Annotated in this window: 12 protein-coding genes; 5 read left to right on the forward strand and 7 right to left on the reverse strand. The window is 73.0% G+C overall.

Annotated elements, in window-relative coordinates:
• Positions 1–63: 63 nt before the first annotated feature.
• From treZ to glgX, 3 genes are read right to left on the reverse strand one after another with little or no spacing between them, the layout of a single operon-like run.
• A complete protein-coding gene (gene treZ, locus ASG49_RS08630) occupies positions 64–1821 on the reverse strand; it encodes a malto-oligosyltrehalose trehalohydrolase (protein ID WP_056540296.1) in 1758 nt (585 codons plus the stop codon).
• Entirely contained in the window at positions 1811–4144 is a 2334-nt protein-coding gene (gene treY / locus ASG49_RS08635) for a malto-oligosyltrehalose synthase (protein ID WP_056540300.1), read from the reverse strand. Before treY ends, treZ begins: the two co-directional genes overlap by 11 nt.
• Before the next feature lie 14 nt (positions 4145–4158).
• The gene (gene glgX, locus ASG49_RS08640) at positions 4159–6390 is read right to left on the reverse strand and encodes a glycogen debranching protein GlgX (RefSeq protein ID WP_056540304.1); all 2232 of its coding nucleotides are present in this window, start codon (positions 6388–6390) and stop codon (positions 4159–4161) included.
• Between the two features lie 140 nt (positions 6391–6530).
• Here glgX and thpR point away from each other — a divergent pair, with 140 nt between their 5' ends.
• Positions 6531–7121: an RNA 2',3'-cyclic phosphodiesterase gene (gene thpR / locus ASG49_RS08645; RefSeq protein ID WP_056540307.1), complete on the forward strand. Its 591-nt coding sequence runs from the start codon at positions 6531–6533 to the stop codon at positions 7119–7121.
• On the opposite strand, the gene ASG49_RS08650 is transcribed toward thpR, so the two are convergent.
• Entirely contained in the window at positions 7100–8449 is a 1350-nt protein-coding gene (locus tag ASG49_RS08650; RefSeq protein WP_056540310.1) for a deoxyribodipyrimidine photo-lyase, read from the reverse strand. The two genes, thpR and ASG49_RS08650, sit on opposite strands and share 22 nt — an antisense overlap.
• A 71-nt stretch (positions 8450–8520) precedes the next feature.
• On the opposite strand from ASG49_RS08650, the gene ASG49_RS08655 reads away from it, so the two are divergent.
• Entirely contained in the window at positions 8521–9267 is a 747-nt protein-coding gene (locus ASG49_RS08655; protein ID WP_082533959.1) for a CPBP family intramembrane glutamic endopeptidase, read from the forward strand.
• A 4-nt stretch (positions 9268–9271) separates the two neighbouring features.
• Here ASG49_RS08655 and ASG49_RS08660 read toward each other — a convergent pair whose 3' ends face one another.
• Complete coding sequence (locus tag ASG49_RS08660; protein WP_056540313.1) at positions 9272–10171, reverse strand: NAD(P)H-binding protein; 900 nt, start codon at positions 10169–10171, stop codon at positions 9272–9274.
• 84 nt (positions 10172–10255) lie between these two features.
• On the opposite strand from ASG49_RS08660, the gene ASG49_RS08665 reads away from it, so the two are divergent.
• Positions 10256–10888 (forward strand): hypothetical protein, encoded by a 633-nt coding sequence (locus ASG49_RS08665; RefSeq protein WP_056540315.1) that lies wholly within the window; start codon positions 10256–10258, stop codon positions 10886–10888.
• Here the strand turns inward: ASG49_RS08665 and ASG49_RS08670 are convergent.
• Positions 10885–11280, reverse strand: coding sequence for a hypothetical protein (locus tag ASG49_RS08670; protein WP_056540320.1), 396 nt, complete (start codon positions 11278–11280; stop codon positions 10885–10887). The two genes, ASG49_RS08665 and ASG49_RS08670, sit on opposite strands and share 4 nt — an antisense overlap.
• Positions 11281–11293: 13 nt before the next feature.
• Positions 11294–11737 carry a nitroreductase family deazaflavin-dependent oxidoreductase gene (locus tag ASG49_RS08675; RefSeq protein ID WP_056541181.1) on the reverse strand — a complete coding sequence of 148 codons (444 nt, stop codon included), beginning with the start codon at positions 11735–11737 and terminating at the stop codon, positions 11294–11296.
• A 61-nt stretch (positions 11738–11798) separates the two neighbouring features.
• On the opposite strand from ASG49_RS08675, the gene ASG49_RS08680 reads away from it, so the two are divergent.
• Both ASG49_RS08680 and ASG49_RS08685 read left to right on the forward strand, forming a co-directional pair.
• Positions 11799–12734, forward strand: a complete 936-nt coding sequence (locus tag ASG49_RS08680; protein WP_056540323.1) for a 1,4-dihydroxy-2-naphthoyl-CoA synthase — start codon at positions 11799–11801, stop codon at positions 12732–12734.
• 32 nt (positions 12735–12766) lie between these two features.
• Positions 12767–13306 carry a hypothetical protein gene (locus tag ASG49_RS08685; protein WP_056540326.1) on the forward strand — a complete coding sequence of 180 codons (540 nt, stop codon included), beginning with the start codon at positions 12767–12769 and terminating at the stop codon, positions 13304–13306.
• Positions 13307–13311 lie beyond the last annotated feature (5 nt).

Here is a 13311-nt window from a genome sequence, read left to right on the forward strand (position 1 = left end):
GGCGGGCATCGCAACACCTGCCGAGCACCAGATTCCCCGGACGTCCGGGGAACCAGCAGCCGCTCACCCGACCCGCAGCAGCACCCCACCGTGAGCAGGTACGTCTACCCGGTCGGTCTGCAGCGTGACGCCGGACGGGGTGGCGAAGAGCTGCTCGGCGGGACCGGAGAGCGGCACCGAGGCCGGGGAGGAGCCGAAGTTGACCACCATCAGCGTCGCGCCGCGGCGCAGCGTGAAGACCCGCGACTCCTCGTCGGCGGTGCAGGAGACCGCGCCGAAGGACGGGTCGGTCAGGTCGGGCACGACGCGCCGCAGCCGGCCGAGCTCGCGGTAGGCCGCCAGCACGACCGCGTGACGACCCGAGGTGAGCTCCGACCAGTCGAGCTCGGACCGGTCGTAGGTCGCCGGGTCCTGCGGGTCGGGCACCTCCTGCTCGCCCCAGCCGTGGCTCGCGAACTCCGACCGGCGCCCGGTGCGGACCGCCTCGGCGAGCTCGGGCTCGGGGTGGGAGGTGAAGAACTGGAACGGCGTCGAGGCCGCCCACTCCTCGCCCTGGAACAGCATCGGCGTGAACGGGCCGGCCAGCGTCAGCAGCGCCGCGCAGACCAGCTGGTCGTCGTCGAGGGTGGCGGCGAGCCGGTCGCCGACGGCGCGGTTGCCGATCTGGTCGTGGTTCTGGTTGGCGACCACGAGCCGCCAGGTGGGCATCGCGGCGGTGTCGACGGGGCGGCCGTGGCGGGCGCCGCGGAAGCTCGACCAGGTGCCGTCGTGCAGGAAGCCCCGCTCGCACACCTTGGCCAGCGCCGACAGCGGCGCGAAGTCGCCGTAGTAGCCGCTCGTCTCCCCGGTCAGCGCCACGTGCACGGCGTGGTGGAAGTCGTCGCTCCACTGCGCGTGGATGCCGCGTCCGCCGGCCTCGCGCGGGGTGACCATCCGGGTGTCGTTGAGGTCGCTCTCGGCGATCAGCGTCAGCGGGCGTCGCAGGTGGGCCGACAGCGCGTCGACCTCGGTCGCGAGCTCCTCGAGCAGGTGGGTGATCGAGGTGTCGGCCAGCGCGTGGACGGCGTCGAGGCGCAGGGCGTCGACGTGGAAGTCGCGCAGCCACATCGCCGCGTTGTCGAGCACGTAGCGGCGCACCTCCGCCGACCCCTCACCGTCGAGGTTGAGCGAGGAGCCCCAGCTGTTCTGGCCGGTGGCGTGCAGGTAGGGCCCGAAGACCGGGAGGTAGTTCCCGGACGGCCCGAGGTGGTTGTAGACGACGTCCTGCACGACGCCGAGGCCGTGGGCGTGGCAGGCGTCGACGAACCGCTGGTACGCCGCGGGCCCGCCGTAGGGCTCGTGGACGGCGTACCAGAGCACGCCGTCGTAGCCCCAGTTGTGGGTGCCGTTGACCGCGTTGACGGGCAGCAGCTCGACCAGGTCGACGCCGAGGTCGACGAGGTGCGGGAGCCGCTCGATCGCGGAGTCGAGGGTGCCCTCGGGCGTGAAGGTGCCGAGGTGGAGCTCGTAGACGACCGAACCGGCGAGCTGGCGGCCGGTCCACCCCTGGTCGGTCCACGCGAAGTCGCCGGCGTCGAAGGTGCGCGAGCGGGCGTGCACGCCCTCGGGCTGCCAGCGCGAGCGCGGGTCGGGCTTGGGGGTCTCGTCGTCGTCGACGAGGTAGCCGTAGTCGACGACCGCCGCGGTCGGCGCGTCCTCGGCCGTCCACCAGCCGTCCTCGCCCTGCCGCATCGACAGCACCTGCTCGGCCCCGTCGACCACGACGGACAGCCGCACCCGGTCGGCGTCGGGCGCCCAGACGTCGAAGCGGTCACGCACCATCTCGGTCCTCCCTCACCAGCAGCGCGACCGGGAGCCCGGTCAGCAGCGTGCCGACCGGCACCGACCCGCTCAGGCCGGTGGCCGTGCCCAGCACGTCGCGCCAGTGTCCCCCGGGCAGCTCGACGACGGTCTCGCCCCAGCCGGTCTCGGCCAGGCCGAGCGGGAGCCGCGTGGCGAGGGTGACGGCGCCGCCGCGGTCGAAGGCGAGCACGTGGTCGGCGGCGGGCCCGGTCGCGGTGAGCGGGGCGTAGTCCCCGAACAGCTCGGACCGGTCGCGGCGCAGCCGCAGCGCGGTCGCGGTGACCCAGAGCTTGGCCAGCCCCTCGTCGTCGGGGCCCGACGGCGCGGCGGGGACGGCGGCAGCGGCGTCGAGGCCGGCCAGCAGCTCGGCGCGGCGGTCGAGGTCGACCGGGCGCCGGTTGTCGGGGTCGACCAGGCTCTGCTCCCACAGCTCGCTGCCCTGGTAGACGTCGCACACGCCCGGCGCGGTGATCGCGACCAGCTTGGCGCTCAGCGCGTTGCTCCAGCCGGCGTCGGCGAGCCGGGCCACCAGGTCGGTGACCAGCCCGGCCACGGCCGGGTCGTCGAAGGCCGCGTCGACGGCGGCGTGCACGGCCGCCTCGAACTCCTCGTCGGGGTCGGTCCAGGTGGTGCGGTCGCCGGCCTCGCGCATCGCCTTCTCGGCGTACGCCGACAGGCGCGCGCGCAGGTCGGAGGGCGGGGCGCCGTCCACGCGGGCCGGCCAGGCGCCGACCACGGCCTGCCAGAGCAGGTTGGCGAACCCCTCGTCGGGCACGGGCGCCAGCTCGAGCAGCCGGCCCAGTGCCTCCTCCCACACCTGGGGGACCTCGGCCAGGGCCAGGACCCGGGCGCGGACGTCCTCGCCGCGCTTGGTGTCGTGGGTGCTCAGCGTGGTCATCGCGGTCGGCCACGTGGCCTGGCGCTCGACCATCGCAGCGTGGAAGTCCGACGGCGTCACCACGAAGGTGCCCGGGTCGCCGCCCACCTCGTCGTGCGCGGTCAGCCGCGACCAGCGGTAGAACGAGCTGTCCTCGACTCCCTTGGCCATCACCATGCCGCTGGTCTGCTGGAAGCGTCGCGCGGCCGGGGCCTCGGGGTCGGCCAGCACGGGCGCCAGCAGGTCGAGCACGTCGGCCAGGTCGGGCCGGTGCCGCCGGGCCAGGGCGAGCGCCTCGTCGAGGTGCTCGCGCCCGAGCGGCAGGTAGGAGCGGTAGACCGGGAAGCAGGTCAGCGCCTCGGCCACGGCGTCCTCGGCGACGACGGGCGTCAGCCGGGTCCGGAGCGGCTCGGGGAGCTCGCGGACGATCCGGCGGGTCTCGGCCAGCAGGCCACCCGTCGCGACGGCGCGCTTGCTGTCGTGGACGAGCTCGTCCCAGTCCTCGTCGGTGCCGGGCAGGCCGCGCAGCCGGGCGTCGAGCGCGGTCAGCGGGGCCTCGCCGGCCGGGTCGGTCAGCACCCGGTCGAGCAGCGCCAGCACGTCGTACCCCGTGGTGCCGGCGGTGGCCCACGAGGTGGGCAGCTCCTCGCCGGGCTCGAGGATCTTCTCGACGAGCACGTAGGAGCCGCCGGTGAGGCGGGCCAGGTCGTCGAGGTAGGCGCCGGGGTCGCGCAGGCCGTCGGGGTGGTCGACCCGGAGCCCGTCGACCAGCCCCTCGTCGAACCAGCGGGCGACCTCGACGTGCGCGGCGTCGAAGACGTCGGCGTCCTCGACGCGGACGCCGGCGAGCGTGGTGACGGTGAAGAACCGGCGGTAGTTGAGCTCGGCGTCGCCGCGGCGCCAGTGCACGAGGCGGTAGTGCTGCTCCTCGAGCGTCGTCGTCCCGGGCGCCATCGGGAAGCGGTGGTCGTGGTAGCGGACCTCGCCCTGCGCCACCTGGACGGCGTCCTCGTCGTCGTCGCCGACCACGGGCACGAGCAGGCGGCCGTCGCCGGCCTCCCAGTCGACGTCGAAGTACGACGCGTACGCCGAGTCCCGGCCGTGCTGCAGCAGGTCCCACCACCACGGGTTCGCCGACGCGGTGGCGACGCCGACGTGGTTGGGCACCACGTCGACGAGCACGCCCATGCCGAGCCGGTGGGCCTCCGCCGCCACCGCGGCCAGCCCCTCGGGGCCGCCGCGCGACGCGTCGACCCGGGTGGGGTCGACGACGTCGTAGCCGTGGTCGCTGCCGGGCTCGGCCTGGAGCAGCGGGGAGAGGTAGACCCAGTCGATGCCGAGGTCGTGCAGGTAGGGCAGCCGGCGGGCGACCTCGGCGAGGTCGAGGTTGGCGGTGACCTGGAACCGGTAGGTGCTCGCCGGCACGCTTGCAGGGGGTGTCACAGGAGGGACCCCGCCTGCTGACCGGGGCCGGCGAGCGGAGCGTTCTCGCTGGTGTCGATGTTGCTGGCGCCGCCGCCCTGCACCGCGAGCGAGGCCGCGACCGAGTGGTCGGGCTCGCGCTCGGGCTCGTGGTGCTCGCGCAGCACCAGGATGGAGCGGGCGTGCAGCTCGACGGTGTCGCCCGCGGCGTAGGACCGACCGCTGTCGGCCACCCCGCCGGTGTCGACCACGACGTCCCAGGCCGGGGAGTACTCCTGCGGGGGCAGCGTGAGCGTCACCGCGTCGCCGACGTTGAAGAACAGCAGGAAGTCGTCGTCGACCACCGGGTTGCCGCGGGAGTCGCGGCCCGCGATGCCGTCGCCGTTGAGGTACATGCCGACGCTGCGCAGCCCGTCGCTCCAGTCGCCGTCCTCCATGACGCGACCGTCGGGGTGCAGCCACACGATGTCGTCGAGGCGCTCGCCGTCCTTGACGGCCTCGCCGGTGAAGAACTGCTTGCGGCGGAAGGTCGGGTGCCGCAGCCGCAGCCGGATCAGCGCCGCGGTGAAGTCGATGAGCGGCTTGTCGGCGGCGTCCCAGTGCATCCAGGAGATCTCGGAGTCCTGGGCGTAGGTGTTGTTGTTGCCGCCCTGGGTGCGTCCCATCTCGTCGCCGTGCAGGATCATCGGCACGCCCTGGCTCAGCAGCAGCGTGGCGAGCACGTTGCGCTGGTCGCGGGCCCGCAGCGCGCGGACCTCCGGGTCGTCGGTCGGGCCCTCCGCGCCGTGGTTCCAGGAGCGGTTGTGGCTCTCGCCGTCGTTGTTGTCCTCGCCGTTGGCGTCGTTGTGCTTCTCGTTGTAGGACACCAGGTCGGCGAGCGTGAAGCCGTCGTGGGCGGTGACGAAGTTGATGCTGGCGAAGGGACGGCGACCGGAGTTCTCGTAGAAGTCCGAGGAGCCGGCCAGCCGGGAGGCGAAGTCGCCGAGGTCGGGCTCGCCGCGCCAGAAGTCGCGGACGGTGTCGCGGTAGGCGCCGTTCCACTCGGTCCACTGGGGCGGGAAGTTGCCGACCTGGTAGCCGCCGGGGCCGACGTCCCAGGGCTCGGCGATGAGCTTGACCTGGCTCACGACCGGGTCCTGCTGCACGAGCTCGAAGAACGTCGCGAGCCGGTCCACGTCGTAGAACTCGCGGGCCAGCGCGGCGGCGAGGTCGAAGCGGAAGCCGTCGACGTGCATCTCGGTCACCCAGTAGCGCAGCGAGTCCATGATCAGCTGCAGCGAGTGCGGGTGGCGCACGTTGAGGGTGTTCCCGGTGCCCGTGTAGTCCATGTAGTACTGCTGGTCGTCGTCGACGAGGCGGTAGTAGGCCGGGTTGTCGATGCCCTTGAAGCTCAGCGTCGGCCCGAGGTGGTTGCCCTCGGCGGTGTGGTTGTAGACCACGTCGAGGATGACCTCGATGCCCGCCTGGTGCATCGACTTCACCATCTGCTTGAACTCCTGCACCTGCTGGCCCAGGTCGCCCGTCGCGGCGTACGACGCGTGGGGGGCCAGGAAGGCGAGGGTGTTGTAGCCCCAGTAGTTGCGCAGCCCCTTCTCGAGCAGGGTGTTGTCCTGCACGAACTGGTGGACCGGCATCAGCTCGATCGCGGTGATGCCGAGCCGCTTGAGGTGGCTGGTCACGGCCGGGTGGGCGAGGCCGGCGTAGGTGCCGCGCAGCTCCTCGGGCACGTCGGGGTGCAGCTGGGTCATGCCCTTGACGTGGGCCTCGTAGATGACCGACTCGTTGTAGGGGATCGCGAGCGCGCGGTCGCCCTCCCAGTCGAAGAACGGGTTGATCACCACGCCGTGGGTCATGTGCTCGGCGGAGTCGTCGTCGTTGCGCGACTCCGGGTCGTCGAAGTCGTAGCCGAACAGCGACTGGTCCCAGTCGATCTCGCCGGCGGTCGCCTTGGCGTAGGGGTCCAGGAGCAGCTTGTTCGGGTTGCAGCGCAGGCCCTTCTCGGGCTCCCACGGGCCGTGCACGCGGTAGCCGTAGCGCTGGCCGGGCTGCACCGTGGGCAGGTAGCAGTGCCACACGTAGGCGTCGACCTCGGTGAGCTCGATGCGGGTCTCCTCGACGCCGCCGCCCGGGGCCACCTGGAACAGGCACAGCTCGACGCGCTCGGCGACCTCGCTGAACAGGGCGAAGTTGGTGCCGCTGCCGTCGAACGTCGCCCCCAGGGGGTAGGCCTTGCCGGGCCAGATCTCCACGTGTGCTCCTCGGTGTTGCGGATTTGGAACGATCAAACCAAAGGTCGACCGGTCTCGTCGTACCCGCCCCACGCCGGAGTTCACGGCGGTATGGCCCGCGTCACCTCCCCACCCGGTGCCACACTCGCGCCGTGACCCGGATGTTCGTCGCCGTGCTGCCGCCGCCCGCGGTGCTGGAGCACCTCGAGGAGTTCCTGGCCCCGCGCCAGGAGGCCCGGGTCGAGGGGCGGCCGCTGCGCTGGACCCCGGTGGCGCAGTGGCACGTCACCCTGGCGTTCATGGAGCACGTGCCCGACCGGGCGTACGACGCCCTGGTCGACCGGCTCGCCGCCGCGGCCTCGCGCCGTCGGCCGGTGGAGGCCCGGCTCGCCGGGGGCGGGGCGTTCCCGAACCCCGCGCGGGCCCGGCTGCTCTTCGCGGGTGTCGAGACCGACCCGGTCGAGCTGGAGCGGACGGCCGTCGGTGCCCGCCACGCGGCGAGCGGGGCGGGCGTCGAGGTCGACGGCCAGCGGTTCCGGCCCCACCTCACCGTCGCGCGCGTCGCCCGGCCGGTGGAGGCCACCCGGTGGCTGCGGGTGCTGGACACCTACGCCGGGCCGACGTGGACCGTCGAGGAGGTGGCGCTGGTCGCCTCCCACCTCGGGGAGGGACCCGGGGGCAAGGCCCGCCACGAGGTGGTGGACGCCTTCGCGCTCGGTGCGCCGGAGGGTCAGTCGCGCCCACGGCCGTAGCGGTCCAGCGCCTCCTGGCGCTCCTCGGCGTGGTCGACGATGCGCCTGGGGTAGTCGTGGGCGTAGCCGTCCTCGGCGTCCCAGGGCTGGTGCGCCTGCTTGCCCTCGAGGTGGCGCAGCTCGGGGACCCAGCGGCGGACGTAGTCGCCGGACGCGTCGAACTTCAGCCCCTGCGTGACCGGGTTGAAGACCCGGAAGTAGGGCGAGGCGTCGGTGCCGGTGCCGGCCACCCACTGCCAGCCGTGGTTGTTGGACGCGATGTCGCCGTCGATCAGGTGGTCCAGGAAGTGTCGGGCCCCGACCGGCCACCACACGTGGAGGTCCTTGGTCAGGAAGCTGGCGGTGATCATCCGCACCCGGTTGTGCATCCAGCCCTCGTGGAGCAGCTGTCGCATCCCCGCGTCGACGATCGGGAAGCCGGTGCGGCCCTGCTTCCAGGCCTCCACGTCCTCGCCCGGGTCGTCGTAGGTCAGCGCGTTGACCGGGTTGAGGTCGTGCCAGGACGAGCGTGGGTTGTGGTGCAGCACGTCGGCGTAGAAGTCGCGCCAGCACAGCTCGGTGTCGAAGGTCCGCGCCCCGGAGCCGCCCCGACCCTGGGTCTCGGCGAGCAGCTGGCGGGGGTGCAGGACGCCGTACTTGAGGTAGGCCGAGAGCCGCGAGGTGCGGTCGGCGCCCGGGTCGTCGCGCGCGTCGTCGTAGTCGGCGACGTCGTGCTCGAGGAAGGACCGCGCCCGGCGCCAGGCGGCGTCCTCGCCGGCGGTCGGCATCGTCTCGGGCGCCTCCTCGAGGGCCTTGTCGAAGCGGGCGGCGACGCGCTTGTCGTCGTCGTGGTCGACCCAGTCCACGCCGCGGGGCGCCTGGACGGGGTCGTCCCACCCGACGTCGCGCCAGGCCCGGCTGAAGGGGGTGAAGACCTTGTAGGGGTTGCCCGAGCCGTTCTTCACGGTGCCGGGAGCCACGGCGTACGGCGTGCCGGTGGCGACGCCCTCGACGCCCTGGGGCAGCGCGTCGACCACGGCCCGGTCGCGGCGCAGGGCGTAGGGGGTGGAGTCGTTGGTGACGTGGACCCGCTCGGCCCCGACGTCCTCGGCCAGGGACGGCACCAGCGAGGCCGGGTCACCGATGCGGACGCACAGCCGACCCCCCATGGAGTCGTCGAGGGAGCGCAGGTTGGCAGCGAGCCACGCCCGGCGGGAGTGGCCGGCGGTGCGCCACAGCACGGGGTCGAGGACGAACAGACCCAGGACCGGGCCGTCGGACGCGGCGGCCCGCAGCGCCGGGTTGTCCCGCAGCCGGAGGTCGCGGCGGAACCACATGATCGAGGTCATGCGCCGACCCTACGAGGGACCACCGACCGGCCCCGGGGGTCACGTGCCCGGGGCCCGGTTAGGGTCGCTGCATGCGGACAGTCCGGGGCCTGCGCACCACGCTGCGCTCGAGCCTCTGGGACATGACCCCGCGCGACCACCGCCAGTCCGACCGGGAGTTCCGCCGCCGCCAGGTCGTGAGCGTGGTCGTGGTGCTGGTCGGCGCGGTCGTGCTCGGCTACACCCTCGGCTTCATCGAGCCGACCGACAGCAACCGCTTCTACGCCGCCACCGCGATCCTCGCGGGCGTCTGGACCGTGGGCGCGTTCACCTCGGGCCCGCTCCACCTCGGCCGGATCGGCGTCCCAACCCAGCCCGACACCCGTGCCCCGCGCCCCGTCGTGCAGCCGTTCCTGCTGGGGGCCGCGCTGGTGCTCGTCTTCGTGGCCGGGTCGTTCCTGATCCGGGCGGTGCCGTTCCTCGACGACAACCTGACGCCGTTCATCCAGACCGTCCTGGAGTACGCCCGCGAGGGCAACGCCTGGGTCCTGCTGGTCGTGACCGTGCTCAACGGCATCGCCGAGGAGCTGTTCTTCCGCGGGGCGATGTACGCCGCGATCCGCAAGCACCAGGTCGCGATCACGACCGTGGCCTACACCGTCGCGACCCTGGCCACCGGCAACGTGATGCTCGGCTTCGCCGCCATCGTGCTGGGCGTGATCGTCGGGCTGCAGCGCCGGGCCACCGGCGGCATCCTGGCGCCGATCATCACCCACCTGACCTGGTCGGTCTCGATGCTCTACCTGCTGCCGCTGATCTTCCTCGGCACGGCGACCTGAGCGCTCAGGCGCCCTTCTCGGCGGCGGCGCGGTCGCTGACGGCGCGTCGCACGGCCTCCTCGTAGCCCAGCGGCTCGCCGGGCACGACCTCGCGGATCGACTGCTCGCGGACCACGACCTCGATGCCCATCGAGTCGATCAGGTTGCGTCCGGTGGTGACGTCGACGTCGGTGACCAGCGCCAGCCAGCGCGAGGACAACCCGGGGCTGAGCACCGGCACCTTCACGATCGGGACCCGGCGACCGGTCTCGATCTCGGCGGCCACCCGCAGCATGTCGATGTAGGTCAGCTGGTCGGGGCCGCCGACCTCGAAGGTGCGGCCCATCGCGAGGTCCTGGTCGGCGACGCCGGCGAGGTAGCGGACGACGTCGTCGAGCGCGATCGGCTGCGTCTTGGTCGCCGCCCACTTGGGCACCACCATCGCGGGCAGGTTCTTGACCAGCTGGCGCGTGATCTCCCAGGAGATGCCGCCGTGGCCGACCACGATCGCCGCGCGCAGCACCGTGACGGGGACCCCGGTCTCACCGAGCAGGGTCTCGACCTCGCGGCGCGAGCGGAGGTGGGCCGAGAGGTCGCCGTCGTCGCCGAGGCCGCCCATGTAGACGATCTGGCGGACCCCGGCCGCGGCGGCCGCGGCGGCGAAGTTGCGCGCAGCCTGGGCGTCCTTGCGCTCGAAGTCGGCGTCGTCGAGGGAGTGGACGAGGTAGTAGGCGACCTCCACCCCCGCGAGCGGCTCGTCCAGCGAGTCGCGCTCGTCGGTGTTGCCCCCGACGGGCGTGCCCGGGCCGTCGTACTGCTCGGGGCGGCGGGTCATGGCACGGACCTCGTGGCCCTGCTCGATCAGGGCCGGCACCAACCGCCTGCCGATGAAGCCGGTCGCGCCGGTCACGAGGACGATGCTCATGGGTGCAGCCTAGGGAAGGGGTCCCCGCCGGGCCCGCCGGGCGGCGACATCTGGGCGACACGCGAGCGCAGTAGGGTCGCCCTCATGTCGTACCTGCTGCGGGTGGCGCTGCCGGACGTGCCCGGGTCGCTGGGACGCCTGGCGTCCGCGATCGGTACGGCGGGGGGCAACATCGACGCCATCGAGATCGTCGAGCGCACCGCCGACGGTCGGGCCGTCGACGACGTCTTCCTCGCCGCCGACCACGGCGTGATGCCCGACAGCATCATCTCGGCCTGCACGGCGCTCGAGGGGGTGGACGTGCTCTGGATCTCCCACTACGGCGCCGGCTCCAACCTCACCCGCGACCTCGAGGTGGTCGAGGCGATGACCTCGGAGCCCGCGCGGGCACCCGACACCCTGGTCGACCTGCTGCCCGCGACCTTCGTGGTCGACTGGGCCGCGCGGGTGCGGCGCAAGGGCGACGGGGGCGAGCTGGTCCACGGCTCCTCGGCGGCGCCGTCGACGATCCCGCCTGACATCCGCTGGCCCGCCGACCTCGAGCGCGGCGCGCTGATCGAGGTGCCCGAGGAGCTGGGCGAGATGCTGGTGGCCGGCTGCGCGCTGGGCCGCACCGAGATGATCGTCATGGTGCGGCGCGGCGGCCCGGAAATCCTGCCCTCGGAGATCGCCCGGCTCAGCCACCTCGCGGCGCTGGCGCAGTCGATCTCGCGCTAGTCGAGCGTGCCGCCGCCTCCGGTGCGCGGGAGGAAGCCCGAGCACATCAGGTGCAGGGCGTGGATCCGGCCGGCCTCGACGTCGAAGAAGGTGTGCTGCTCGCACACCAGGTCGACGCCGTCCTTGCGCATCTCGAGCTGGTAGCTCGCGCTGTTGACGTCCTCGACGGCGCCGGTGCGCGACCACCGGCAGCCGGTGATCTCCGTCTGGGGGCCGAAGAAGTCACCGAGCAGCACGTCGTCGACGAGGGTGGTGGCGTCGTCGGAGTCCCAGGTGCGTCCCGGGGCCATGCCGCGCATCCGGACCCGCGGGGCCATCAGCTCCAGCAGCGCGTCGCGGTCCTTGGCCACGATGGCTTCGACGAAGCGTTGTGCGACGGGGGGCGCCGTCATGCAGCAGACCTCCTCAGTCGACGGGCGTGAGCTTGAAGACCGGGATCTGGCGGTCGGTCTTCTCCTGGTACGACGCGTACGTCGACCACGTGTCGACCGAGAGCCTCCAGAGGTCCTCGCGCTCCTCGCCCTCGACCAGCTCGGCGCGGTAGGTCTTCTTCTCCGAGCCGTCCTGCAGCTCGACCTCGGGGTGGGCCAGGAAGTTGAAGTACCACTCGGGGTGCTCCGGGGCGCCGCCCTTGGAGGCGATCGCGACGTAGACGCCGTCGCGCTCGACCCGCATCAGCGGCGTCTTGCGCACGTAGCCGGACTTCGCGCCGACGTTGGTGATGACCACGATCGGGTAGTCGGTGCCGGGCAGCGTGTTGGCCTCCTGGCCGTTGCTCGCCTCGAACTGCTCGACCTGCTCGCGGACCCACTGGGCCTTGCTGGGGACGTACTCACCGGTGATCGCCATGCGGTCCAGCACAGCAGACCTGGCAGGTCCGCGCCAGCACCACCCGCTCTAGGGTCGCCCCATGAGTGCGATCGAGGGCGTCAGCGAGATCTTCGACCCGGCGGCCTGGGACGAGGTGCCCGGCTTCGAGGACCTGGCCGACCTGACCTACCACCGGGCCCGCGCCCACGGCACCGTCCGGGTCGCCTTCGACCGGCCCGACGTGCTCAACGCCTTCCGGCCGCACACCGTGGACGAGCTGCTGCGCGTGCTCGAGCACGCGCGCACCACCGCCGACGTCGGGTGCGTGCTGCTGACCGGCAACGGGCCCGGCGAGCGCCACGGCAAGTGGGCCTTCTGCACCGGCGGCGACCAGCGGATCCGCGGGCGGGCGGGCTACCAGTACGAGGACGGCACCGCCGGCGCCACCAGCGACGCCCGCACGCCGGCCGACCAGGCCCGGCTCGGGCGGCTGCACATCCTGGAGGTGCAGCGGCTGATCCGGTTCATGCCCAAGGTCGTCATCTGCGTCGTCCCCGGCTGGACGGCGGGAGGTGGCCACTCGCTGCACGTGGTCTGCGACCTGACCCTGGCCAGCGCCGAGGAGGCACGCTTCAAGCAGACCGACGCCGACGTCGGGTCCTTCGACGGCGGCTTCGGGTCGGCGTACCTCGCGCGGCAGGTGGGCCAGAAGGTCGCCCGCGAGATCTTCTTCCTCGGCCAGGAGTACTCCGCCGAGGACGGGGTGCGGATGGGCACGGTCAACCGGGCCGTCCCGCACGCCGAGCTCGAGCAGGTCGCGCTGGAGTGGGGCCGGCTGGTCAACGGCAAGAGCCCGACGGCGCAGCGGATGCTCAAGTACGCCTTCAACGCGATCGACGACGGCCTGGTCGGTCAGCAGCTCTTCGCCGGCGAGACCACGCGGCTGGCGTACATGACCGACGAGGCCCAGGAGGGCCGTGACCAGTTCCTGGAGAAGCGCGACCCCGACTGGACGCCCTTCCCCTGGTACTACTGAGTCCCCGTCCCCGACCCGCTGGGAGCCCCGTCGTGGCCGTCGCCCGCCGCCGTCCGCCGTACGCCGGGACCGCGCTGTGCCTGGTCACGGCGCTCGCGCTCGCCGGGTGCGGCGGCGACGGGACCACGCCGGAGCTCGGCGCCACCCGGGAGACCCCTCCGGGCGGGACCGCGGTCGCGGACCTCGAGGCCACCTCGGACGCCCTCGTGGAGGCCGTCCGCTCCTTCGCCGAGGACCAGGACGGCCTGCCCCGCACCGTGCGGCTGCGGACGCTGTCCGACGGTGAGGGCCGGTTCGCGCTCGAGGCGAGGCTGCGCAGCGACGCGGGCGTCGCGACGGTCGACGACGACCGGTTGCGGCCGGGGGTGGAGCTCGGGTGGTACGTCCCGTTCGTGCCGCCGGACTTCGCCGGGGTCCAAGCCCCGGGGACGGCTGGGTTCGGCTTCTGCCTGGTGAACCGGAGCGGCCGCCGGGTCACCGCCGGCGGGACCGCTCCGGACTCCTCGACCGCGACGGTGGACCCCGGCGGTGCGGGGGACTGCGGCGAGCCGCCGACGGACCCGGCGGGCTGAGGGCC

The organism is Marmoricola sp. Leaf446 (assembly GCF_001424755.1).
GTDB lineage: Bacteria > Actinomycetota > Actinomycetes > Propionibacteriales > Nocardioidaceae > Marmoricola.

What these genes read in the sequence shown, in the direction of transcription:
- treZ (WP_056540296.1), bottom strand. Translation starts at nt 1,821, where the DNA reads ATGGTGCGTGACCGCTTCGACGTCTGGGCGCCCGACGCCGACCGGGTG.
- thpR (WP_056540307.1), top strand. Translation starts at nt 6,531, where the DNA reads ATGTTCGTCGCCGTGCTGCCGCCGCCCGCGGTGCTGGAGCACCTCGAG.
- ASG49_RS08650 (WP_056540310.1), bottom strand. Translation starts at nt 8,449, where the DNA reads ATGACCTCGATCATGTGGTTCCGCCGCGACCTCCGGCTGCGGGACAAC.
- ASG49_RS08655 (WP_082533959.1), top strand. Translation starts at nt 8,521, where the DNA reads ATGCGGACAGTCCGGGGCCTGCGCACCACGCTGCGCTCGAGCCTCTGG.
- ASG49_RS08660 (WP_056540313.1), bottom strand. Translation starts at nt 10,171, where the DNA reads ATGAGCATCGTCCTCGTGACCGGCGCGACCGGCTTCATCGGCAGGCGG.
- ASG49_RS08665 (WP_056540315.1), top strand. Translation starts at nt 10,256, where the DNA reads ATGTCGTACCTGCTGCGGGTGGCGCTGCCGGACGTGCCCGGGTCGCTG.
- ASG49_RS08670 (WP_056540320.1), bottom strand. Translation starts at nt 11,280, where the DNA reads ATGACGGCGCCCCCCGTCGCACAACGCTTCGTCGAAGCCATCGTGGCC.
- ASG49_RS08675 (WP_056541181.1), bottom strand. Translation starts at nt 11,737, where the DNA reads ATGGCGATCACCGGTGAGTACGTCCCCAGCAAGGCCCAGTGGGTCCGC.
- ASG49_RS08680 (WP_056540323.1), top strand. Translation starts at nt 11,799, where the DNA reads ATGAGTGCGATCGAGGGCGTCAGCGAGATCTTCGACCCGGCGGCCTGG.